Below are 20,457 nucleotides of genomic sequence, written 5' to 3' on the forward strand. Positions count from 1 at the left end.
TTAAAACTGCGATTGCAGGTAGTTCTCGAGACCGATCAACTTGATCAAACCCAGCTGTTTTTCCAGCCAGTAGGTGTGATCTTCTTCGGTGTCGTTGAGCTGAATGCGCAGGATCTCGCGGCTTACGTAATCTTTGTGCAACTCGCAAAGCTCAATGCCCTTGCAGAGAGCAGCGCGGACTTTGTATTCAAGGCGTAGATCGGCGGCGAGCATATCAGGCACGGTTGTGCCGACATCCAGGTCGTCCGGACGCATGCGCGGCGTGCCTTCAAGCATCAGGATCCGACGCATCAGCGCGTCAGCGTGCTGTGCTTCTTCTTCCATTTCATGGTTGATACGTTCGTAGAGCTCGGTGAAACCCCAGTCCTCGTACATCCGCGAGTGGATGAAATACTGATCACGCGCCGCCAGCTCGCCGGTCAGCAACGTGTTGAGGTAATCGATAACGTCTGGGTGGCCTTGCATCGCCCTACATCTCCCTGCTTGAAAGTCTGTAGTTTGAACCAAGGCGACTGTTTGGTCACTCCGTTTACGCGATAAAAGCGAAGATATTCTGAGAAAAGTAGTTTAAATAGCGCAAAAACCGCCCAAATGAGGGCGGTTCTGCTTCTCGTTTAGACTTCGTTAATCTGTACGTTGAGTGCCTTTGCGATTGCTTCTCCATACGCCGGATCGGCCTTGAAGAAATGCTGCAACTGGCGATCAACCACGTCGCTTGAAACCCCTGCCATCGCTCCGGCAATGTTGTTGATCAGCAGGGTTTTCTGCTCATCACTCATCAAGCGGAACAGCGCACCGGCATGGCTGTAGTAATCGGTGTCTTCGCGATGGTCGTAACGGTCCGCGGCGCCGTTCAATGCCAACGCAGGCTCAGCATAACGAGGGGCCTGTTTTGGCGACTCGATGTAGCTGTTTGGCTCGTAATTCGGCGCACTGCCGCCGTTGCTGCCGAATGCCATCGAACCGTCACGCTGGTAGCTGTTCACCGGGCTATGTGGGGCATTCACCGGCAGTTGCTGGTGGTTGGTGCCGATGCGGTACCGGTGGGCATCTGCGTAAGCGAAAACACGCCCTTGCAGCATACGATCTGGCGACAGCCCGACACCCGGAACCATATTGCTCGGGCCAAAAGCGGCTTGCTCGACTTCCGCAAAATAGTTCTGTGGATTACGGTTCAGTTCAAGTTCGCCGACTTCAATCAACGGAAACTCTTTCTGCGACCAGGTCTTGGTCACGTCGAACGGATTCTCGTAGTGAGTAGCAGCCTGGGCCTCGGTCATGATCTGAATGCAGACGCGCCATTTCGGGAAGTCACCGCGCTCGATCGCACCGAACAGATCCCGCTGAGCGTAATCCGGATCGGTACCCGCCAGACGTGCAGCGTCAGCCGGCGCCAGGTTCTTGATCCCCTGCTTGGTCTTGTAGTGCCATTTCACCCAGTGCCGCTCGCCGTTGGCATTAATCAGGCTGTAGGTATGGCTACCGAAGCCGTGCATATGACGGTATCCGTCGGGGATACCACGGTCCGAGAACAGAATAGTGACCTGGTGCAACGCCTCCGGCGAGTGCGACCAGAAATCCCACATCATCTGCGCGCTTTTCAGGTTGCTGTGCGGCAGGCGCTTTTGGGTGTGGATAAAGTCAGGGAATTTGAGCGGATCACGGATGAAGAACACCGGCGTGTTGTTGCCGACAATGTCCCAATTGCCTTCTTCGGTGTAGAACTTCAACGCAAATCCACGTGGATCGCGCTCTGTGTCGGCGGAACCGCGCTCACCACCCACGGTAGAAAAACGCAGGAAGGTTGGGGTTTGCTTACCGACGGACTCAAACAGCTTGGCGCTGGTGTACTCGGTTATGTCACGAGTCACCGTAAATGTGCCGTAAGCACCCGAGCCTTTTGCGTGCACTCGCCGCTCAGGAATGTTCTCACGATTGAAGTGAGCGAGCTTCTCGATAAGATGGAAATCATCAAGCAACAGCGGTCCGCGTGGGCCGGCAGAGCGGGAATTCTGATTATCGGCGACTGGAGCGCCACTGGCGGTGGTAAGGGTTTTATTTTGGCTCATTGATATCTCTTCCTCTTTCTGTCTACGAACTACCGCTGATCGGCTAGAGGAGAGTATCGACCACGAACGTTACACGTACAAATTCATTAACCCATGCATAGCGATAGATTTTTTCTAACGAGTGGGGGCTCGGCCGACATTTTCGAGCGCACAAAAAACCGGGCACTAGGCCCGGTTCTTCGTTTCAGACTGACGTCTTACTCAGCGGATACAGCTTCACCGCCAACTGGACGATCAACCAACTCAACGTACGCCATAGGCGCGTTGTCACCAGTGCGGAAGCCGCACTTGAGGATGCGCAGGTAGCCACCCTCACGGGTAGCGTAACGCTTGCCCAGGTCGTTGAAGAGCTTACCAACGATAGCTTTCGAACGAGTACGGTCGAAAGCCAGACGGCGGTTAGCCAGGCTGTCTGTCTTGGCCAAAGTGATCAGCGGCTCAGCAACGCGACGCAGTTCTTTAGCTTTCGGCAGTGTAGTTTTGATCAGCTCGTGCTCGAACAGCGACACCGCCATGTTTTGAAACATGGCCTTGCGGTGCGAGCTGGTGCGGCTCAGGTGACGACCACTTTTACGATGACGCATGGTTCATTCCTTACCAAACACAACGTTCGGTGATTACGACGATCAGGCAGTCGCCTTGTCGTCCTTCTTAAGACTTGCAGGCGGCCAGTTGTCGAGGCGCATGCCGAGGGACAGACCGCGGGAGGCCAGAACGTCCTTGATTTCAGTCAAGGATTTCTTGCCAAGGTTCGGAGTCTTCAACAGCTCTACTTCGGTGCGCTGGATCAGGTCACCGATGTAGTAGATGTTTTCCGCCTTAAGGCAGTTAGCCGAACGTACAGTCAGTTCCAGATCGTCAACCGGGCGAAGCAGGATCGGATCGATCTCGTCTTCCTGCTCGACAACCACTGGCTCACTGTCACCTTTGAGGTCGACGAACGCAGCCAACTGCTGTTGCAGAATGGTTGCAGCGCGACGGATAGCCTCTTCAGGATCCAGGGTGCCGTTGGTTTCCAGATCAATAACCAGCTTGTCCAGGTTAGTACGCTGCTCGACACGGGCGTTTTCCACCACGTATGCGATACGGCGAACCGGGCTGAACGAAGAGTCAAGCTGCAAGCGACCGATGCTGCGGCTTTCGTCTTCATCGCTCTGACGCGAGTCTGCCGGTTCATAACCACGACCACGAGCTACGGTGAGCTTCATGTTCAGGGCGCCGTTAGACGCCAGGTTAGCGATTACGTGATCGGGGTTAACGATCTCGACATCATGATCCAGCTGAATATCGGCAGCGGTAACCACCCCCGAACCCTTCTTCGACAAGGTCAGCGTAACTTCGTCACGACCGTGCAGCTTGATAGCCAGACCTTTAAGGTTCAACAGGATTTCAATTACGTCTTCCTGTACGCCTTCGATGGCGCTGTACTCATGGAGTACACCGTCAATCTCGGCCTCGACTACTGCACAGCCGGGCATTGAGGACAACAGGATGCGGCGCAGCGCGTTGCCCAGGGTGTGGCCAAAACCACGCTCGAGAGGCTCGAGAGTGATTTTGGCGCGGGTTGGACTGACAACCTGCACATCAATATGGCGGGGTGTCAGGAACTCATTTACCGAAATCTGCATGGATGCACCTATTTTCTAGCCCTTACTTGGAGTAGAGCTCGACAATCAGGCTTTCGTTGATGTCGGCGGACAGATCACTGCGAGCAGGAACGTTCTTGAAAACGCCCGACTTCTTCTCAGTGTCTACTTCTACCCATTCTACGCGGCCACGTTGGGCACACAGATCGAGAGCTTGGACAATGCGAAGTTGGTTCTTTGCTTTCTCGCGGATCGCGACCACGTCACCAGCACGAACCTGGTAAGACGGTACGTTTACGGTCTGACCGTTAACGCTGACGGATTTGTGCGATACCAGCTGACGGGATTCGGCACGAGTAGAGCCAAAACCCATACGGTATACAACGTTGTCCAGACGGCATTCGAGCAGTTGCAACAGGTTTTCGCCAGTTGCACCTTTCTTGCCAGCAGCTTCTTTGTAGTAGCCGCTGAATTGACGCTCGAGAACGCCGTAGATACGACGGACCTTCTGCTTTTCACGCAGTTGGGTGCCGTAATCGGACTGGCGACCGCGGCGTTGGCCGTGGATACCAGGTGCTGCTTCGATGTTGCACTTCGATTCGATCGCGCGCACGCCGCTCTTCAGGAAGAGATCGGTGCCTTCGCGACGAGCGAGTTTGCATTTTGGACCAATGTAACGAGCCATTCTTTACAATCTCCTGGATTACACGCGGCGCTTCTTCGGCGGACGGCACCCGTTGTGCGGGATTGGCGTCACGTCGGTGATGCTGGCGATCTTATAGCCACAGCCGTTCAAAGCACGGACAGCAGACTCACGACCTGGACCTGGACCCTTGACGTTAACGTCGAGGTTTTTCAGGCCGTATTCCAGCGCAGCTTGACCAGCACGTTCAGCAGCTACTTGAGCAGCAAACGGGGTGGACTTGCGGGAACCGCGGAAACCCGAACCACCGGAGGTAGCCCAAGAAAGCGCGTTACCTTGACGGTCGGTGATGGTCACGATTGTGTTGTTAAAAGATGCATGGATGTGGGCGATGCCATCAACCACTGTCTTTTTAACTTTTTTACGAGGACGAGCAGCAGGTTTTGCCATGATAATTTTCCTGTCGATTCGCTGGGGCGATTACTTGCGGATCGGCTTACGCGGACCTTTACGGGTACGCGCGTTAGTCTTGGTACGCTGACCGCGTACTGGAAGACCACGACGATGACGCAGACCGCGATAGCAACCGAGGTCCATCAAACGCTTGATTTTCATGTTGATTTCGCGACGCAGGTCACCTTCAGTGGTGAACTTCGCCACTTCGCCACGCAGCTGTTCAATCTGCTCGTCGCTCAGATCTTTGATCTTTGCGGCTGGGTTTACCCCAGTCACTGCGCAAATTTTCTGCGCAGTAGTGCGACCAACACCATAGATGTAGGTCAGCGAGATAACAGTGTGCTTGTTATCTGGAATGTTAACGCCTGCAATACGGGCCATTCAGTGGGACTCCAATTGACAGCTACCTACGCCCCGGAAGCCAAGAAATAGGGCGCGAGATAATATCGCTGTAATAACAAATAATCAACCCGGCAGCGCACTAGCTGCCGGGCTTCAAGCGGATCACACTCAGCCTTGGCGCTGTTTGTGACGCGGTTCCGCGCTGCAAATTACTCGAACAACACCTTCGCGGCGAATAATCTTGCAGTTACGGCACAGCTTTTTCACCGATGCACGAACTTTCATCACCAACTCCTCTCACCTTATGGGTACTTCAGCGAAGCATGCCGCTGCCGTAGCCCTTCAGGTTGGCTTTCTTCATCAGGGATTCGTACTGGTGCGAAACGAGGTGCGATTGTACTTGGGACATGAAGTCCATCACAACCACGACGACGATCAGCAACGAGGTCCCGCCAAGGTAGAACGGAACGTTTGCCGCAACCACCAGGAACTGGGGCAACAAGCACACGGCCGTCATATATAGAGCACCGAACAGGGTCAGACGAGTCAGAACGCCATCAATGTAGCGCGCAGACTGCTCACCTGGACGGATACCCGGAATAAAGGCACCGGACTTCTTCAGGTTTTCCGCTACGTCTTTCGGATTGAACATCAACGCCGTATAGAAGAAGCAGAAGAAAATAATCCCTGCACTAAACAGCAGAATATTCAACGGCTGACCAGGAGCGATCGACTGCGAGATGTCCTGCAGCCAGCCCATACCTTCAGACTGACCAAACCAGGTACCCAACGAAGCCGGGAACAGCAAAATGCTGCTCGCGAAAATAGCCGGAATAACACCGGCCATGTTCACCTTCAGCGGCAAGTGGCTAGTCTGTGCAGCAAAAACCTTGCGGCCCTGCTGACGCTTGGCGTAGTGAACAGCTATACGACGCTGACCACGCTCAATGAACACCACAAAACCGATAATCGCTACTGCCAGCAAACCGATGGCAACCAGGGCGAAAATATTGATATCACCCTGCCGCGCAGACTCGAAAGACTGCCCGATCGCTCTCGGAAGACCGGCGACGATACCTGCGAAAATCAACATCGAGATACCGTTGCCAACACCACGCTCAGTAATCTGCTCACCCAGCCACATCATGAACATCGCACCAGCCACAAAAGTGGATACCGCGACGAAATGGAAGCCAAAGTCACCAGTGAACGAAACACCCTGCCCTGCCAGACCAATGGACATGCCAATTGCCTGAACCAGAGCGAGGACGACAGTGCCGTAGCGGGTGTACTGGGCAATCTTGCGACGCCCAGCTTCACCTTCCTTCTTCAACTGCTCGAGCTGCGGGCTGACGGCGGTCATCAGCTGCATGATGATCGATGCCGAAATGTACGGCATGATCCCCAGTGCAAAGATGCTCATCCGTTCCAGCGCGCCGCCAGAAAACATGTTGAACAAGCTAAGAATGGTCCCCTCATTCTGTCGAAACAGGTCCGCGAGTCGGTCCGGGTTGATACCTGGAACCGGGATGTGTGCGCCTATTCGGTAGACGATAATCGCCAGGAACAGAAAACGCAGACGAGCCCAGAGTTCAGACATACCGCCTTTGCCGAGCGCAGAGAGAGCACCTTGCTTAGCCATTTATTCCTCGAACTTGCCGCCAGCTGCTTCGATAGCCGAACGCGCACCTTTGGTGGCGCCGATTCCCTTTCCGATGGTAACAGCGCGAGTAACTTCGCCGGACAGCATGATTTTCACACGCTGAACGTTGACGTTGATCACGTTGGCATCTTTCAGGGACTGCACGGTAACGATGTCGCCTTCCACTTTAGCCAGCTCGGACAAACGCACTTCTGCGCGATCCATGGCCTTCAGGGAAACGAAACCGAACTTTGGCAGGCGACGATGCAGCGGCTGTTGACCGCCTTCAAAGCCTGGAGCAATGGTGCCACCGGAGCGGGAGGACTGACCTTTGTGGCCACGGCCACCGGTCTTGCCCAAACCACTACCGATACCACGGCCCGGACGATGCTTTTCGCGACGGGAACCCGGCGCTGGACTCAGATCATTGAGTTTCATCGATTAACCCTCGACACGCAGCATGTAGTAAGCCTTGTTGATCATCCCGCGATTCTCGGGAGTATCAAGTACTTCTACAGTGTGACCGATGCGACGCAGACCCAGACCCTTAACACACAGTTTGTGGTTAGGGATGCGGCCGGTCATGCTTTTGATCAGCGTAACTTTAACGGTAGCCATGATCAGAAGATCTCCTTGACGCTTTTGCCACGCTTGGCGGCAATGGATTCAGGAGACTGCATAGCTTTCAAACCTTTAAAAGTGGCGTGAACCACGTTTACCGGGTTAGTCGAGCCGTAGCACTTGGCCAGAACGTTCTGAACACCAGCAACTTCGAGGACAGCACGCATAGCGCCGCCAGCGATGATACCGGTACCTTCAGAAGCAGGCTGCATGTACACCTTCGAAGCGCCGTGACCGGACTTCATTGCGTACTGCAGGGTAGTGCCGTTCAAGTCAACTTGGATCATGTTACGGCGAGCAGCTTCCATTGCCTTCTGGATCGCAGCAGGCACTTCACGTGACTTGCCACGGCCGAAGCCAACACGCCCTTTACCATCACCAACCACGGTCAACGCGGTGAAAGTGAAGATACGGCCGCCTTTAACGGTTTTGGCTACGCGGTTAACTTGAACCAGCTTCTCAATGTAGCCTTCGTCGCGCTTTTGGTCGTTATTTGACATAACTTAGAACTCCAGCCCAGCTTCACGAGCAGCATCAGCCAGCGCCTTGACGCGGCCGTGGTACTTGAAGCCAGAGCGGTCGAAAGCCACCTGCGAGACGCCAGCGGCTTTAGCACGCGTAGCGACCAGCTGGCCAACCTTAGTGGCCGCGTCGATGTTGCCAGTGGCGCCATCACGCAGTTCTTTATCCAAAGTCGAGGCAGATGCCAGGACTTTGTTGCCGTCGGCCGAAATGACCTGGGCGTAAATGTGCTGCGACGAGCGGAACACGCAGAGACGCACGACTTCGAGTTCGTGCATTTTCAGGCGTGCTTTGCGAGCGCGACGCAGTCGAGTAACTTTTTTGTCGGTCATTTGCTATGCCCTACTTCTTCTTGGCTTCTTTACGACGGACGACTTCGTCCGCGTAGCGCACACCTTTGCCTTTGTACGGCTCTGGTGGACGGAAGTCGCGGATCTCGGCGGCCACTTGACCTACCAGCTGCTTATCGATGCCCTTGATCAGGATATCGGTCTGGCTAGGAGTCTCAGCGGTGATGCCTTCCGGCAGTTCATAATCCACTGGGTGCGAGAAGCCAAGAGCCAGGTTCAGCACTGTGCCTTTTGCTTGCGCTTTGTAACCAACACCGACCAGCTGGAGCTTGCGCTCGAAGCCTTGGCTTACGCCTTGGACCATGTTGTTTACCAACGCACGAGTGGTACCAGCCATTGCGCGAGTCTGTTGATCGCCATTGCGAGCAGCAAAACGCAGCTCACCGGCTTCTTCAACAATCTCAACGGACGAATGGATGTTCAGTTCGAGAGTGCCTTTGGCACCCTTCACCGAAAGCTGTTGGCCTGCGAATTTGACTTCGACACCGGCTGGCAGCTTAACGGGGTTCTTAGCGACGCGTGACATGCTTATCCCCCCTTAGAACACAGTGCAAAGAACTTCGCCGCCGACACCGGCAGCGCGCGCAGCACGATCCGTCATCACACCTTTGTTGGTGGAGACGATAGACACACCGAGACCGCCACGAACTTTCGGCAGATCATCGACGGACTTGTACTGACGCAGGCCTGGACGGCTAACGCGCTTCACTTCTTCGATGACCGGACGGCCTTCGAAATATTTCAGCTCGATAGACAGCAGTGGTTTGATTTCGCTGCTGATCTGATAACCCGCAATGTAACCTTCGTCCTTCAGGACTTTGGCAACAGCTACCTTCAAAGTAGAAGATGGCATGCTTACGACGGACTTTTCAGCCATCTGGGCATTACGGATTCGAGTTAGCATGTCCGCTAACGGGTCCTGCATACTCATGGGCTAGACGCTCCTAATACACAAAAAATTAGCCTTGCGGCTACTACGTGTCGCCGAGTACATCCATGCGAAAAAAGCACGGGCTCAGGCGAGCCGGGTATTCTAGACACACCCCACAAATGAATCAAGCCCCAAAAGGGGCTTGATTCAAGTTCAAGGTCACCGGTGGTCAGGATCTTTCGATCCAAAGCACCGAGACTTTGATATTGCTTACCAGCTGGCTTTAACCAGACCAGGTACGTCACCACGCATTGCAGCTTCACGCAGCTTGTTACGGCCAAGGCCGAACTTGCGGTAAACGCCGTGTGGACGACCGGTCAGGCGGCAGCGGTTACGCATGCGCGAAGCGCTTGCGTCACGTGGCTGCTTCTGCAGAGCTACTGTAGCTTCCCAACGTGCTTCTGGACTTGCGTTCAGATCAACGATGATAGCTTTCAGTGCTGCACGCTTTTTGGCGTACTTGGCAACCGTGAGCTGACGCTTCAGCTCGCGGTTTTTCATGCTCATCTTGGCCATTTTCCTACTCCAATCAGTTGCGGAACGGGAATTTGAAAGCACGCAGCAGCGCGCGACCTTCATCATCGTTCTTGGCAGTGGTGGTCAGGGTAATGTCCAGACCGCGGAGAGCATCGATCTTGTCGTAGTCGATTTCCGGGAAGATGATCTGCTCTTTTACGCCCATGCTGTAGTTACCACGACCATCGAAGGACTTGGCATTCAGGCCGCGGAAGTCGCGGACCCGAGGCAGGGAGATCGACAGCAGACGATCCAGGAATTCATACATACGCTCACGGCGCAGAGTCACTTTGACGCCGATCGGCCAACCTTCACGGACTTTAAAGCCAGCGATGGATTTCCGAGCGTAAGTCACAACGACTTTCTGACCGGTGATCTTTTCCAGGTCGGCAACAGCGTGCTCGATGACTTTTTTGTCACCGACCGCTTCGCCCAGACCCATGTTCAGGGTGATTTTGGTAACGCGTGGAACTTCCATCACGTTCGAAAGCTTAAGTTCTTCCTTAAGTTTCGGTGCGATTTCCTTCCAGTAAATCTCTTTTAGTCGTGCCATGGTCTTCTACCTAGCAGTGTTCAAGCATCAACCGCTTTTTGGGTCGACTTGAAGACACGAATTTTCTTGCCGTCTTCTACTTTAAAACCAACGCGATCAGCCTTGTTGGTTTCGCCGTTGAAAATGGCGACGTTAGAAGCATCCAGCGGAGCTTCTTTTTCGACGATACCGCCTTGCACGCCCGACATAGGGTTAGGCTTGGTATGACGCTTAACCAGGTTCAGACCGCCAATAACCAAACGGTTGTTAGCGAGAACCTTAAGCACCTTACCGCGCTTACCTTTGTCTTTGCCGGCGATCACGATGATCTCGTCGTCACGACGAATCTTTTGCATGTCGGATCTCCTTACAGCACTTCTGGGGCGAGCGAGACGATCTTCATGAACTTCTCAGTACGAAGTTCACGGGTCACTGGCCCAAAGATACGGGTGCCGATCGGCTCTTGCTTGTTGTTCAGAAGAACAGCAGCGTTGCCATCAAAGCGGATAATGGAGCCATCAGCACGGCGTACGCCGTGACGAGTGCGGACTACAACAGCAGTCATCACTTGGCCTTTTTTCACTTTACCGCGAGGAATTGCTTCCTTCACGGTAACTTTGATGATGTCACCGATACCAGCGTAACGACGATGGGAGCCACCCAGCACCTTGATGCACATAACGCGGCGAGCGCCGCTGTTATCGGCCACATCGAGCATGGATTGAGTCTGAATCATATAATTTCTCCGACCCCTAGTCCTTAGACTTCCACAGCGCGTTCGAGAACATCAACCAGCGCCCAAGACTTGGTCTTGGCCAAAGGACGAGTTTCACGAATAGTGACTTTGTCGCCGATGTGGCACTGATTGGTTTCGTCGTGCGCGTGCAGCTTAGTCGAACGCTTAACGTATTTACCGTAGATCGGGTGCTTAACGCGACGCTCGATCAGAACGGTGATGGTCTTGTCCATTTTGTCGCTGACAACACGGCCAGTCAGCGTACGGACGGTTTTTTCGGCTTCAGCCATGATTACTTACCTGCCTGCTGTTTGAGCACAGTCTTCACGCGAGCGATGTCACGCTTAACTTGCCGGAGCAGGTGAGACTGCCCCAACTGGCCAGTTGCTTTCTGCATACGCAGATTGAACTGGTCGCGCAGCAGGCCGAGCAGTTGCTCGTTAAGCTGCGGCGCGTCTTTTTCACGAAGTTCATTCGCTTTCATCACATCACCGTCCGTTTAACAAAGGCGGTGGCGAGCGGCAGCTTTGCAGCAGCCAGGGCAAAAGCCTCACGCGCCAGCTCTTCAGTTACACCCTCGATTTCATACAGGACTTTACCTGGCTGAATCTGGGCAACCCAGTACTCCACACTACCCTTACCTTTACCCATCCGAACTTCGAGTGGCTTCTTGGAAATAGGCTTGTCCGGGAATACACGGATCCAGATCTTGCCGCCACGTTTAACGTGACGGGTCAGAGCACGACGCGCTGACTCGATCTGACGAGCGGTGAGACGACCACGAGCTACAGACTTCAGCGCGAACTCGCCGAAGCTGACTTTGCTACCGCGCTGAGCCAGACCACGGTTGTGGCCTGTCATCTGCTTGCGGAACTTCGTACGCTTTGGTTGCAACATTTGGCGTACCCCTTACTTAGCAGCTTTTTTACGAGGCGCTGGTGCTTGTGGTTTCAGCTCTTCTTGGCGACCACCAATTACTTCGCCTTTGAAGATCCAAACCTTTACACCGATCACACCATAAGTGGTGTGAGCTTCGTAGTTGGCATAGTCGATGTCGGCACGCAGGGTGTGCAGTGGCACACGACCTTCGCGATACCATTCAGTACGTGCGATTTCAGCACCGCCGAGACGACCGCTCACTTGGATTTTGATGCCTTTGGCACCAATGCGCATGGCGTTTTGTACAGCGCGCTTCATAGCGCGACGGAACATTACGCGGCGCTCCAGCTGCTGAGCTACGCTCTGCGCAACCAACATACCGTCGAGTTCCGGCTTGCGGATTTCTTCGATATTGATGTGCACAGGCACACCCATTTGCTTGGTCAGGTCCTGACGCAGTTTCTCAACATCTTCACCTTTCTTCCCGATAACGATACCTGGACGAGCGGTGTGGATGGTGATACGTGCAGTTTGAGCCGGACGATGGATATCGATACGGCTTACGGACGCGCTTTTTAGTTTGTCTTGGAGATACTCACGCACCTTCAGATCAGCGAACAAATAGTCCGCATAAGTCCGACCGTCTGCGTACCAGACGGAGGTGTGCTCCTTGACGATTCCCAGGCGAATGCCAATGGGATGTACTTTCTGACCCATCTCTTCGACTCCGTTACTTGTCAGCAACCTTGACAGTGATATGGCAAGACCGCTTGACGATGCGATCAGCACGGCCTTTGGCTCGTGGCATGATTCGCTTCAGCGAACGCCCTTCGTTGACGAAAACGGTGCTGACTTTAAGGTCATCAACGTCTGCGCCTTCGTTATGCTCGGCGTTGGCTACGGCCGACTCCAGCACTTTCTTCATGATCTCGGCGGCTTTCTTACTGCTGAAAGCCAACAGGTTGAGCGCTTCGCCCACCTTCTTCCCGCGGATCTGGTCGGCGACCAAGCGGGCTTTCTGGGCGGAGATTCGAGCGCCCGACAACTTAGCGGCTACTTCCATCGTTCCTTACCCCTTAACGCTTGGCTTTCTTGTCTGCCACGTGCCCACGATATGTGCGGGTACCGGCAAACTCGCCTAGTTTGTGGCCGACCATGTCTTCGTTCACGAGAACTGGAACATGTTGACGACCGTTATGCACTGCAATGGTCAAACCGACCATTTGTGGCAGGATCATCGAACGACGCGACCAGGTTTTAACTGGTTTGCGATCGTTCTTTTCCGCCGCCACTTCGATCTTCTTCAGTAGGTGAAGATCAATAAAAGGACCTTTTTTCAGAGAACGTGGCACTGTCGTATCCCTCTATTTACTTGCGACGACGGACGATCATTTTGTCGGTACGCTTATTACCACGAGTCTTCGCGCCCTTAGTCGGGAAGCCCCATGGCGATACCGGATGACGACCACCAGAGGTACGACCTTCACCACCACCATGTGGGTGGTCAACCGGGTTCATGGCAACACCACGAACGGTTGGGCGAACGCCACGCCAGCGTTTGGCACCAGCTTTACCCAGCGAACGCAGGCTGTGCTCGGAGTTCGAGACTTCACCCAGGGTCGCGCGGCATTCAGCCAGCACTTTACGCATCTCACCAGAACGCAGACGCAGGGTCACGTAGACACCTTCACGAGCGATCAGCTGAGCCGAAGCACCAGCGGAACGAGCGATTTGCGCGCCTTTACCTGGCTTCAATTCGATGCCGTGTACGGTGCTACCAACTGGAATGTTACGCAGTTGCAGAGCGTTGCCCGGCTTGATCGGCGCCAAAGCACCTGCGATCAGCTGGTCGCCAGCACTCACGCCTTTAGGGGCGATGATGTAGCGACGCTCGCCATCTGCGTACAGCAGCAGAGCGATGTGAGCAGTACGGTTTGGATCGTATTCAATACGCTCGACAGTGGCAGTGATGCCATCTTTGTCGTTGCGACGGAAATCGACCAGACGATAATGCTGCTTATGGCCACCACCGATGTGACGAGTGGTAATACGACCATTGTTGTTACGACCACCAGTCTTCGATTTTTTCTCGAGCAGCGGTGCGTGAGGAGCGCCTTTATGCAGCTCCTGGTTGACCACCTTGACCACAAAACGGCGGCCAGGGGAAGTCGGTTTGCATTTAACGATTGCCATGATGCACCCCTTCCTTACTCAGCACTGCTGCTGAAATCGAGATCTTGGCCTGGCTGAAGGGAGATAACTGCCTTCTTCCAGTCATTACGCTTGCCCAGACCGCGAGCAGTGCGCTTGCTCTTACCCAGAACATTCAGGGTAGTAACACGCTCTACTTTCACGCTGAACAGGCTTTCGACGGCCTTCTTGATTTCCAGCTTGGTTGCGTCAGTTGCAACCTTGAAAACGAACTGGCCTTTCTTGTCAGCCAGAACCGTAGCCTTCTCGGAAACGTGCGGGCCAAGCAGAACTTTAAATACGCGTTCCTGGTTCATCCCAGCAGCTCCTCGAATTTCTTCACGGCCGACACGGTGATCAACACCTTGTCGTATGCGATCAGACTAACTGGATCGGAACCTTGCACGTCACGTACATCAACGTGTGGCAGGTTGCGAGCAGCCAGGTACAGGTTCTGATCAACCACTTCAGACACGATCAAGACGTCAGTCAGGCCCATGCCGGTCAGTTTGTTCAGCAGATCTTTGGTCTTCGGTGCATCAACAGCGAAGTCCTGAACCACAACCAGACGATCAGTACGCACCAGCTCAGCAAGGATGGAACGCATTGCTGCGCGATACATCTTCTTGTTCAGCTTCTGGGTGTGATCCTGAGGACGAGCTGCGAAAGTGGTACCGCCGCCACGCCAGATTGGGCTACGGATAGTACCGGCACGAGCACGGCCAGTACCTTTCTGACGCCATGGGCGCTTACCGCCACCACGAACGTCGGAACGGGTCTTTTGCTGCTTGCTACCTTGACGGCCGCCAGCCATGTAGGCCACGACTGCTTGGTGAACCAGCGTCTCGTTGAATTCGCCGCCAAATGTCAGTTCGGAAACTTCGATCGCTTGAGCGTCATTTACATTTAATTGCATGTCAGCTTCCCCTTAACCGCGAGCCTTGGCTGCTGGACGTACAACCAAGTTGCCGCCAGTAGCGCCAGGAACAGCGCCCTTGACCAACAACAGATTGCGTTCAGCGTCCACGCGCACTACTTCGAGGGACTGCACGGTCACGCGCTCAGCGCCCATATGACCGGACATTTTTTTGCCCTTGAATACACGACCAGGAGTCTGGCACTGGCCGATAGAGCCTGGAACGCGGTGGGACACGGAGTTACCGTGGGTATTATCTTGCCCGCGGAAGTTCCAACGCTTGATCGTACCCTGGAAGCCTTTACCCTTGGACTGACCGGTTACATCAACCAGTTGACCAGCAGCGAAGATTTCAGCGTTGATCAGATCGCCGGCCTGGTACTCGCCTTCTTCAAGACGGAATTCCATTACGGTACGACCAGCGGCAACGTTCGCCTTAGCGAAGTGGCCAGCCTGAGCAGCTGTAACACGCGAAGCACGACGCTCGCCTACAGTGACTTGCACTGCACGATAGCCATCGGTCTCTTCAGTTTTGAACTGGGTGACGCGATTCGGCTCGATCTCAATGACCGTGACCGGAATGGAGACACCTTCTTCGGTGAAAATACGGGTCATACCGCATTTACGACCGACTACACCAATAGTCATGTTGTAAACCTCATGAGTGTACGGGGCTTTCACCCGCTATGGCCGCCCATTTCAGAGCGTTACACGACTAAGACCGAGTCTTAGCCGAGGCTGATCTGCACTTCCACACCGGCCGCAAGATCAAGCTTCATAAGAGCATCAACGGTTTTATCCGTTGGCTGGACGATGTCCAGAACGCGCTTATGAGTACGGATCTCGTACTGGTCACGCGCGTCTTTGTTGACGTGCGGGGAGACCAGAACGGTGAACCGCTCTTTACGGGTAGGCAGTGGAATTGGACCACGCACTTGAGCACCAGTACGTTTCGCGGTTTCCACGATTTCCTGGGTGGATTGGTCGATCAGGCGATGGTCAAAAGCCTTCAACCTGATACGGATTTGCTGATTTTGCATTGGATTTCAGACTCCGGCTGCTATTCCCAGCGAGCGCAATACGCCCGTTAAAAGGAGGCGCAATTCTATAGACGGGCTACTACAGTGTCAACCCAATAAAAAAGCCCCCGCTAGGCGGGGGCTTTTTCAAGTCATCACTTATTAAGCGATGATTTTGGCTACGACGCCAGCGCCGACGGTACGACCGCCTTCACGAATAGCGAAACGCAGACCATCTTCCATTGCGATGGTTTTGATCAGGGTGACAACCATTTTGATGTTGTCGCCTGGCATTACCATTTCAACGCCTTCCGGCAGTTCGCAGTTACCGGTCACGTCAGTGGTCCGGAAGTAGAACTGTGGACGGTAGCCTTTGAAGAACGGAGTGTGGCGACCGCCTTCTTCTTTGCTCAACACGTACACTTCAGCTTCGAAGGTAGTGTGCGGCTTAACCGAACCTGGCTTGACCAGAACCTGGCCACGCTCAACGTCGTCACGCTTGGTGCCGCGCAGCAGCACGCCGCAGTTCTCGCCGGCACGACCTTCGTCGAGCAGCTTACGGAACATTTCAACACCGGTGCAGGTGGTGACGGTAGTGTCACGCAGACCAACGATTTCCAGTGGATCCTGAACCTTGACGATACCGCGCTCGATACGACCAGTCACAACAGTACCGCGACCCGAGATCGAGAATACGTCTTCGATTGGCATCAGGAACGGCTTGTCGATAACACGAACTGGATCTGGGATGTAGCTGTCCAGAGTCTCAACCAGTTTACGAACGGCAGTGGTGCCCATTTCGTTGTCATCTTGGCCGTTCAGAGCCATCAGAGCGGAACCGATGATGATCGGGGTGTCGTCGCCTGGGAAGTCGTAAGTGCTCAGCAGATCGCGCACTTCCATCTCAACCAGTTCCAGCAGCTCAGCGTCGTCTACCATGTCAGCCTTGTTCAGGAAGACAACGATGTACGGAACGCCAACCTGGCGGGACAGCAGGATGTGCTCACGAGTCTGTGGCATCGGACCATCAGCGGCCGAGCAAACCAGAATAGCGCCGTCCATCTGTGCAGCACCGGTGATCATGTTCTTCACATAGTCAGCGTGACCTGGGCAGTCAACGTGAGCGTAGTGACGGATCAGCGAGTTGTATTCAACGTGCGCGGTGTTGATGGTGATACCACGAGCTTTTTCTTCCGGAGCGCTGTCGATTTTGTCGAAAGCAACAACGGCCGAACCGAAAACTTCGGAGCAAACACGAGTCAGAGCAGCGGTCAGCGTGGTTTTACCGTGGTCGACGTGACCGATGGTGCCAACGTTGACGTGCGGGAGGGTACGGTCAAATTTTTCTTTAGCCACGACAATTAACTCCTAGCCTAAAGGGGCTGAATCAGCCTTGTTTTTTGGTAACGGTTTCGACGATGTGCGACGGAGCCGTATTGTATTTTTTGAATTCCATAGAGTAGCTTGCGCGACCTTGGGACATGGAGCGAACGTCGGTTGCGTAACCGAACATCTCACCCAACGGAACCTCGGCACGAATTACTTTGCCGGAAACCGTATCTTCCATACCCAGGATCATGCCGCGACGACGGTTAAGGTCGCCCATCACGTCACCCATATAGTCTTCAGGTGTAACAACCTCTACCGCCATGATCGGCTCAAGCAACTCACCACCACCCTTCTGGGCCAGTTGCTTGGTCGCCATGGAGGCAGCCACCTTAAACGCCATCTCGTTGGAGTCGACGTCGTGGTAGGAACCATCAAACACAGTAGCCTTCAGGCCGATCAGCGGATAACCGGCAACAACGCCGTTCTTCATCTGCTCTTCGATGCCCTTCTGGATAGCCGGGATGTATTCCTTAGGAACCACACCACCCACTACTTCGTTCACGAATTGCAGACCTTCCTGACCTTCGTCAGCAGGAGCAAAACGGATCCAGCAATGGCCGAACTGACCACGACCGCCGGATTGACGAACGAACTTGCCTTCAATCTCACAGCTCTTCGTGATGCGCTCACGATAAGAAACCTGAGGCTTACCGATGTTGGCTTCGACGTTGAACTCACGGCGCATCCGGTCAACCAGGATGTCCAGGTGCAACTCGCCCATGCCGGAGATGATCGTTTGACCAGTCTCTTCATCAGTCTTGACGCGGAAAGATGGATCTTCCTGAGCAAGCTTGCCCAGAGCGATACCCATTTTTTCCTGGTCATCCTTGGTCTTAGGCTCAACGGCAACCGAAATAACCGGCTCCGGGAAGTCCATGCGAACCAGGATGATTGGCTTGTCAGCGCTGCACAAGGTCTCACCAGTGGTGACGTCCTTCATGCCGATCAAGGCCGCGATGTCACCAGCGCGTACTTCCTTGATTTCTTCACGGGCGTTTGCGTGCATTTGCACCATACGACCCACGCGCTCTTTCTTGCCTTTAACCGAGTTGATCACGCCGTCGCCGGAGGCCAACACGCCCGAGTAAACTCGAACGAAGGTCAAAGTACCCACGAATGGGTCGGTAGCGATTTTGAAAGCCAGAGCCGAGAACGGCTCGCTATCGTCTGCGTGACGCTCCATTTGCTTTTCCTCGTCATCCGGGTCAGTACCCTTGATGGCGGGAATGTCAGTTGGAGCTGGCAGGTAATCGATAACGGCGTCGAGAACCAGGGGAACACCCTTGTTCTTGAAGGAAGAACCACAAACAGCCAAGACGATCTCACCAGCGATAGTACGCTGACGCAGAGCCGCCTTGATTTCCGCGTTGGTGAGTTCTTCACCTTCGAGGTACTTGTTCATCAGTTCTTCGCTGGCTTCGGCCGCAGCCTCAACCATGTTGCCGCGCCACTCGTCAGCCAATTCCTGCAGTTCAGCAGGGATAGGCTCGCGACGTGGAGTCATGCCTTTGTCAGCGTCATTCCAGTAAACAGCTTCCATGGCCATCAGATCGATCTGACCCTGGAAATTGTCTTCGGAACCGATAGCCAACTGGATTGGCACCGGAGTGTGACCCAGACGCTGCTTGATCTGGCCGATCACGCGCAGGAAGTTCGCACCAGCACGGTCCATCTTGTTTACGTAAACAAGACGTGGAACGCCGTACTTGTTGGCTTGACGCCATACGGTTTCCGACTGAGGCTCAACACCCGAGGTGCCGCAGAACACAACAACCGCGCCATCGAGAACACGCAGGGAACGTTCAACTTCAATAGTGAAGTCAACGTGGCCCGGGGTGTCGATGACGTTGAAGCGGTATTGGTCCTTGTGCTGCTTCTCGGAACCCTGCCAGAAGGCGGTAATGGCAGCAGAAGTAATGGTAATACCACGCTCCTGCTCCTGAACCATCCAGTCTGTGGTCGCGGCGCCGTCATGCACCTCGCCCATTTTGTGACTTTTGCCAGTGTAAAAAAGGACGCGCTCGGTGGTGGTGGTTTTACCAGCATCCACGTGAGCAACGATACCAATGTTACGGTAGCGATTAATCGGTGTTGTACGAGCCATAAAGCCCTCGCAAAATTAGTGACGCTAAAATTAGAAGCGGTAGTGCGAGAAAGCCTTGTTGGCTTCAGCCATACGGTGCACGTCTTCACGCTTCTTAACTGCAGCACCTTTACCTTCGGCAGCGTCCAACAGTTCGCCAGCCAAACGCAGAGCCATAGACTTCTCGCCGCGCTTACGGGCGAAGTCTACCAACCAGCGCATTGCCAGGGCGTTACGACGGGACGGGCGAACTTCGACCGGAACCTGGTAAGTAGCACCGCCTACACGGCGCGACTTCACTTCGACCAGCGGAGCGATGGCGTCGAGAGCTTTCTCGAAGATTTCCAGGGGGTCGCTGTTCTTGCGTTCTTTAACCTTTTCCAGCGCGCCATAAACGATACGTTCGGCAACGGCTTTCTTGCCGCTTTCCATAACGTGGTTCATGAACTTGGCCAGAATTTGGCTTCCGTATTTTGGATCGTCAAGCACTTCGCGCTTGGCTGCTACGCGTCTTCTTGGCATGGATAAGCCCTCAAACGGTCTTCAGGTTCGCTCGGAATCGGTGCCCTTACGGGACGCCTCCGACCTTACTCTTATCGACTCAGAAAAATAGAAAATCAGTTTTACAAAAAGCCGCTACTACTTAGGCTTCTTGGTACCGTACTTCGAACGACCCTGGTTACGACCTTTAACGCCGGAAGTATCCAAAGAGCCGCGTACGGTGTGATAACGAACACCTGGCAAGTCTTTTACACGACCGCCGCGGATCAGTACCACGCTGTGCTCTTGCAGGTTGTGGCCTTCACCGCCGATGTACGAGGAAACCTCGAAACCGTTGGTCAGACGCACACGGCATACTTTACGCAGTGCCGAGTTAGGTTTTTTCGGCGTGGTGGTATACACACGAGTGCATACGCCACGACGTTGCGGGCAGTTCTGCAGCGCAGGTACGTCGGATTTCTCGACGATACGCTTACGCGGCTGACGTACCAGCTGGTTGATAGTTGCCATCTACTAGCTCCACTGTTGTCTTGC

Annotated in this window: 34 protein-coding genes; all 34 read right to left on the reverse strand. The window is 54.3% G+C overall.

The window, feature by feature from the left end; all coding sequences use genetic code 11:
* The 34 genes from bfr to rpsL all read right to left on the reverse strand — a co-directional run bounded on the left by bfr (position 1) and on the right by rpsL (position 20,433).
* Positions 1-465: a bacterioferritin gene (gene bfr, locus ACA063_RS26130; RefSeq protein WP_007933692.1), complete on the reverse strand. Its 465-nt coding sequence runs from the start codon at positions 463-465 to the stop codon at positions 1-3.
* 149 nt (positions 466-614) lie between these two features.
* Positions 615-2,069: a catalase gene (locus ACA063_RS26135; RefSeq protein ID WP_497663912.1), complete on the reverse strand. Its 1,455-nt coding sequence runs from the start codon at positions 2,067-2,069 to the stop codon at positions 615-617.
* A 197-nt stretch (positions 2,070-2,266) separates the two neighbouring features.
* Positions 2,267-2,653, reverse strand: a complete 387-nt coding sequence (rplQ, locus tag ACA063_RS26140; RefSeq protein WP_007896790.1) for a 50S ribosomal protein L17 — start codon at positions 2,651-2,653, stop codon at positions 2,267-2,269.
* A 42-nt stretch (positions 2,654-2,695) separates the two neighbouring features.
* Positions 2,696-3,697 (reverse strand): DNA-directed RNA polymerase subunit alpha, encoded by a 1,002-nt coding sequence (locus tag ACA063_RS26145; RefSeq protein ID WP_003186012.1) that lies wholly within the window; start codon positions 3,695-3,697, stop codon positions 2,696-2,698.
* A 22-nt stretch (positions 3,698-3,719) separates the two neighbouring features.
* Positions 3,720-4,340 (reverse strand): 30S ribosomal protein S4, encoded by a 621-nt coding sequence (gene rpsD, locus ACA063_RS26150; RefSeq protein ID WP_003210056.1) that lies wholly within the window; start codon positions 4,338-4,340, stop codon positions 3,720-3,722.
* Between the two features lie 18 nt (positions 4,341-4,358).
* Positions 4,359-4,748, reverse strand: coding sequence for a 30S ribosomal protein S11 (rpsK, locus tag ACA063_RS26155; RefSeq protein ID WP_002555466.1), 390 nt, complete (start codon positions 4,746-4,748; stop codon positions 4,359-4,361).
* A gap of 30 nt (positions 4,749-4,778) precedes the next feature.
* Positions 4,779-5,135 carry a 30S ribosomal protein S13 gene (rpsM, locus tag ACA063_RS26160; RefSeq protein WP_003186020.1) on the reverse strand — a complete coding sequence of 119 codons (357 nt, stop codon included), beginning with the start codon at positions 5,133-5,135 and terminating at the stop codon, positions 4,779-4,781.
* 129 nt (positions 5,136-5,264) lie between these two features.
* Entirely contained in the window at positions 5,265-5,381 is a 117-nt protein-coding gene (gene rpmJ / locus ACA063_RS26165) for a 50S ribosomal protein L36 (RefSeq protein WP_002555468.1), read from the reverse strand.
* Positions 5,382-5,409: 28 nt separating this feature from the next.
* Complete coding sequence (gene secY / locus ACA063_RS26170) at positions 5,410-6,738, reverse strand: preprotein translocase subunit SecY (protein WP_008073883.1); 1,329 nt, start codon at positions 6,736-6,738, stop codon at positions 5,410-5,412.
* Entirely contained in the window at positions 6,739-7,176 is a 438-nt protein-coding gene (gene rplO, locus ACA063_RS26175) for a 50S ribosomal protein L15 (protein ID WP_010467269.1), read from the reverse strand.
* A 3-nt stretch (positions 7,177-7,179) separates the two neighbouring features.
* Positions 7,180-7,356 (reverse strand): 50S ribosomal protein L30, encoded by a 177-nt coding sequence (rpmD, locus tag ACA063_RS26180; protein WP_003186033.1) that lies wholly within the window; start codon positions 7,354-7,356, stop codon positions 7,180-7,182.
* Between the two features lie 2 nt (positions 7,357-7,358).
* Positions 7,359-7,859, reverse strand: a complete 501-nt coding sequence (rpsE, locus tag ACA063_RS26185) for a 30S ribosomal protein S5 (RefSeq protein ID WP_007943782.1) — start codon at positions 7,857-7,859, stop codon at positions 7,359-7,361.
* Positions 7,860-7,862: 3 nt separating this feature from the next.
* Positions 7,863-8,213, reverse strand: a complete 351-nt coding sequence (gene rplR / locus ACA063_RS26190; RefSeq protein ID WP_003186037.1) for a 50S ribosomal protein L18 — start codon at positions 8,211-8,213, stop codon at positions 7,863-7,865.
* Between the two features lie 10 nt (positions 8,214-8,223).
* The gene (gene rplF, locus ACA063_RS26195; RefSeq protein WP_003176412.1) at positions 8,224-8,757 is read right to left on the reverse strand and encodes a 50S ribosomal protein L6; all 534 of its coding nucleotides are present in this window, start codon (positions 8,755-8,757) and stop codon (positions 8,224-8,226) included.
* A 12-nt stretch (positions 8,758-8,769) separates the two neighbouring features.
* A complete protein-coding gene (gene rpsH / locus ACA063_RS26200; protein WP_003186040.1) occupies positions 8,770-9,162 on the reverse strand; it encodes a 30S ribosomal protein S8 in 393 nt (130 codons plus the stop codon).
* Positions 9,163-9,372: 210 nt separating this feature from the next.
* The gene (gene rpsN, locus ACA063_RS26205) at positions 9,373-9,678 is read right to left on the reverse strand and encodes a 30S ribosomal protein S14 (RefSeq protein ID WP_003176414.1); all 306 of its coding nucleotides are present in this window, start codon (positions 9,676-9,678) and stop codon (positions 9,373-9,375) included.
* 13 nt (positions 9,679-9,691) lie between these two features.
* The gene (gene rplE, locus ACA063_RS26210) at positions 9,692-10,231 is read right to left on the reverse strand and encodes a 50S ribosomal protein L5 (RefSeq protein WP_003176415.1); all 540 of its coding nucleotides are present in this window, start codon (positions 10,229-10,231) and stop codon (positions 9,692-9,694) included.
* A gap of 20 nt (positions 10,232-10,251) precedes the next feature.
* Positions 10,252-10,566, reverse strand: a complete 315-nt coding sequence (gene rplX / locus ACA063_RS26215; RefSeq protein WP_003176416.1) for a 50S ribosomal protein L24 — start codon at positions 10,564-10,566, stop codon at positions 10,252-10,254.
* 11 nt (positions 10,567-10,577) lie between these two features.
* Entirely contained in the window at positions 10,578-10,946 is a 369-nt protein-coding gene (gene rplN / locus ACA063_RS26220) for a 50S ribosomal protein L14 (RefSeq protein ID WP_002555479.1), read from the reverse strand.
* 23 nt (positions 10,947-10,969) lie between these two features.
* Positions 10,970-11,236: a 30S ribosomal protein S17 gene (gene rpsQ / locus ACA063_RS26225; RefSeq protein ID WP_003176419.1), complete on the reverse strand. Its 267-nt coding sequence runs from the start codon at positions 11,234-11,236 to the stop codon at positions 10,970-10,972.
* A gap of 2 nt (positions 11,237-11,238) precedes the next feature.
* Entirely contained in the window at positions 11,239-11,430 is a 192-nt protein-coding gene (gene rpmC, locus ACA063_RS26230; RefSeq protein WP_008030901.1) for a 50S ribosomal protein L29, read from the reverse strand.
* Positions 11,430-11,843, reverse strand: coding sequence for a 50S ribosomal protein L16 (gene rplP / locus ACA063_RS26235; protein WP_008145497.1), 414 nt, complete (start codon positions 11,841-11,843; stop codon positions 11,430-11,432). Before rplP ends, rpmC begins: the two co-directional genes overlap by 1 nt.
* A 12-nt stretch (positions 11,844-11,855) precedes the next feature.
* Positions 11,856-12,542, reverse strand: coding sequence for a 30S ribosomal protein S3 (gene rpsC, locus ACA063_RS26240; protein ID WP_003176422.1), 687 nt, complete (start codon positions 12,540-12,542; stop codon positions 11,856-11,858).
* A 13-nt stretch (positions 12,543-12,555) separates the two neighbouring features.
* Positions 12,556-12,888, reverse strand: coding sequence for a 50S ribosomal protein L22 (rplV, locus tag ACA063_RS26245; protein ID WP_003103908.1), 333 nt, complete (start codon positions 12,886-12,888; stop codon positions 12,556-12,558).
* Positions 12,889-12,901: 13 nt separating this feature from the next.
* A complete protein-coding gene (rpsS, locus tag ACA063_RS26250; protein WP_002555486.1) occupies positions 12,902-13,177 on the reverse strand; it encodes a 30S ribosomal protein S19 in 276 nt (91 codons plus the stop codon).
* A 16-nt stretch (positions 13,178-13,193) separates the two neighbouring features.
* Positions 13,194-14,018 (reverse strand): 50S ribosomal protein L2, encoded by an 825-nt coding sequence (rplB, locus tag ACA063_RS26255; RefSeq protein WP_032884535.1) that lies wholly within the window; start codon positions 14,016-14,018, stop codon positions 13,194-13,196.
* A gap of 14 nt (positions 14,019-14,032) precedes the next feature.
* Positions 14,033-14,332 carry a 50S ribosomal protein L23 gene (gene rplW / locus ACA063_RS26260; protein WP_002555488.1) on the reverse strand — a complete coding sequence of 100 codons (300 nt, stop codon included), beginning with the start codon at positions 14,330-14,332 and terminating at the stop codon, positions 14,033-14,035.
* The gene (gene rplD, locus ACA063_RS26265) at positions 14,329-14,931 is read right to left on the reverse strand and encodes a 50S ribosomal protein L4 (protein WP_007896707.1); all 603 of its coding nucleotides are present in this window, start codon (positions 14,929-14,931) and stop codon (positions 14,329-14,331) included. Before rplD ends, rplW begins: the two co-directional genes overlap by 4 nt.
* A gap of 12 nt (positions 14,932-14,943) precedes the next feature.
* Entirely contained in the window at positions 14,944-15,579 is a 636-nt protein-coding gene (gene rplC / locus ACA063_RS26270) for a 50S ribosomal protein L3 (RefSeq protein ID WP_003186059.1), read from the reverse strand.
* 80 nt (positions 15,580-15,659) lie between these two features.
* Positions 15,660-15,971, reverse strand: a complete 312-nt coding sequence (gene rpsJ / locus ACA063_RS26275) for a 30S ribosomal protein S10 (protein WP_003186070.1) — start codon at positions 15,969-15,971, stop codon at positions 15,660-15,662.
* Positions 15,972-16,112: 141 nt separating this feature from the next.
* On the reverse strand, positions 16,113-17,306 hold the full coding sequence (tuf, locus tag ACA063_RS26280) for an elongation factor Tu (RefSeq protein WP_008145495.1): 1,194 nt from the start codon (positions 17,304-17,306) through the stop codon (positions 16,113-16,115).
* Between the two features lie 31 nt (positions 17,307-17,337).
* Positions 17,338-19,443 carry an elongation factor G gene (gene fusA, locus ACA063_RS26285; protein ID WP_497663913.1) on the reverse strand — a complete coding sequence of 702 codons (2,106 nt, stop codon included), beginning with the start codon at positions 19,441-19,443 and terminating at the stop codon, positions 17,338-17,340.
* Between the two features lie 30 nt (positions 19,444-19,473).
* Positions 19,474-19,944: a 30S ribosomal protein S7 gene (gene rpsG, locus ACA063_RS26290; RefSeq protein ID WP_002555493.1), complete on the reverse strand. Its 471-nt coding sequence runs from the start codon at positions 19,942-19,944 to the stop codon at positions 19,474-19,476.
* Between the two features lie 117 nt (positions 19,945-20,061).
* Positions 20,062-20,433: a 30S ribosomal protein S12 gene (gene rpsL / locus ACA063_RS26295; RefSeq protein WP_002555494.1), complete on the reverse strand. Its 372-nt coding sequence runs from the start codon at positions 20,431-20,433 to the stop codon at positions 20,062-20,064.
* Between the last annotated feature and the right edge of the window lie 24 nt (positions 20,434-20,457).

It is taken from the genome of Pseudomonas sp. LBUM1643 (assembly GCF_059716215.1).